The organism is Bradyrhizobium sp. MI1.11 (genome assembly GCF_055811255.1).
The window spans coordinates 1-1,810 of sequence record NZ_JBVVPM010000113.1 but is presented as its reverse complement, the minus strand read 5'-3'; the positions used below and the strand labels follow the sequence as shown (position 1 = coordinate 1,810).

1 protein-coding gene is annotated in these 1,810 nt (G+C 66.8%); it reads left to right on the top strand.

The genetic code is table 11. The features are described 5' to 3' along the window. Positions 1–353 precede the first annotated feature (353 nt). Positions 354–1,649 carry a cystathionine gamma-synthase family protein gene (locus AC0L30_RS41860; protein WP_007602018.1) on the top strand — a complete coding sequence of 432 codons (1,296 nt, stop codon included), beginning with the start codon at positions 354–356 and terminating at the stop codon, positions 1,647–1,649. The last annotated feature ends 161 nt before the right edge of the window (positions 1,650–1,810 follow it).

The following is a 1,810-nucleotide window of genomic DNA, read 5'->3' as shown; positions in this document are numbered from 1 at the left end:
CCCCCCACCCCCCCCCCGGGGCCCCCCCCCCCCCCCCCCCCCCCCCCCCCCCCCCCCCCCCCCACCCCCCCCCCCCCCCCCCCCCCCCCGCCGCCCCCCCCCCCCCCCCCCCCGCTACTGGGAATCAAGAAGGGCGGCCCTGCGAAAGCAGCCGCCCTTTTTATTGCGTCGCGTGTCGCCGCTGGAAATTCTATCCGCAAGGCCTGACGGATCGCTGCCGAAGCAGTTATCTTTGCTCCAACCGCCGCGGCATTGGCGTGAGCTTTTGACGCCGACGCATCCCGCGACTCATTCAGGTCATCAGGAGTTCCAACCCGCGGCGAGCACCTCAATCAGCAACAGCGAGACAAGCCATGGTCAAACCGTTCCCGTCGAAGACGCACATCGGCAACCATATGCTGCATCCGGAAACGCTGATGCTGACCTATGGCTACGATCCGCAATTGTCGGAAGGCGCGGTCAAGCCGCCGGTGTTCCTGACCTCGACCTTCGTGTTCAAGACGGCCGAGGACGGGCAGGACTTCTTCGATTTCGTCTCCGGCCGGCGCGAGCCGCCGGAAGGGATGGGCGCGGGCCTAGTCTATTCGCGCTTCAATCATCCCAACAGTGAAATCGTCGAGGACAGGCTCGCGATCTACGAGCGCACCGAGAGCTGTGCGCTGTTCTCATCCGGCATGGCGGCCATCGCGACCACGATCCTGGCGTTCGTCCGCCCCGGCGATGTCATTCTGCATTCCCAGCCGCTCTATGGCGGGACCGAAACCCTGCTGACGAATACGCTTGCGCGTCTGTCGATCGGCGCCGTCGGCTTCGCCGATGGCGTTGACGAAGCTGTGGTCAGCCAGGCCGCGGAGGAGGCCATGCGCAAGGGCCGGGTTTCGATGATTCTGATCGAAACTCCGGCCAACCCCACCAACGGGCTGGTCGACATCGCGATGATGCGGCGTGTCGCCGAGACCATCGGAAAGACCCAAGGACACGTTCCGATCATTGCCTGCGACAATACGCTGCTCGGACCGGTGTTTCAGCGGCCGATCGAGCACGGCGCGGATATTTCGCTGTACTCGCTCACGAAATATGTCGGCGGACATTCAGATCTGATCGCGGGCGCCGCGCTCGGCGCGAAGGCGGTGGTGAAAGGCATCAAGGCGCTCCGGGGCGCCATCGGCACCCAGCTCGATCCGCATTCCTGCTGGATGATCAACCGCTCGCTCGAGACGCTGAGCCTGCGCATGGAAAAGGCGGATGCGAATGCGCGCCTCGTGGCGGACTATCTGCGCGATCATCCAAAAGTGGCCAAGGTGCACTATCTCGGTCATCACGAGGCGGCGTCGCCGGATGGACTTGTGTTTGCGCGGCAATGCACAGGGGCGGGGTCCACGTTCTCGTTCGACATCGTCGGCGGCAAGGCCGCCGCCATGAAATTCCTCAATGCGCTGCAGATCCTCAAGCTGGCGGTGAGCCTCGGTGGAACGGAGTCGCTTGCGAGCCTGCCCGCCACCATGACCCACTCCGGCGTTCCCGCCGACATCCGCCGGAAAATCGGTGTGCTCGATTCCACGATCCGGCTGTCGATCGGCATCGAACACCCGTCGGATTTGATCGCCGACCTCGCGCAGGCGCTGAACGCAGCCGAACCTGAGGTGTGATGTCTGCGCCAGGGTTACGGGGAATCGAAAAGGGGGGGGGGGGGGGGGGGGGGGGGGGGGGGGGGGGGGGGGGGGGGTTTTTTTGGGGGGGGGGGGGGGGGGGGGGGGGGGGGGGGGGGGGGGGGGGGGGCGCGGGGGGGGGGGGGGGGGGGGGGGGGGGG

What these genes read in the sequence shown, in the direction of transcription:
- AC0L30_RS41860 (WP_007602018.1), top strand. Translation starts at nt 354, where the DNA reads ATGGTCAAACCGTTCCCGTCGAAGACGCACATCGGCAACCATATGCTG.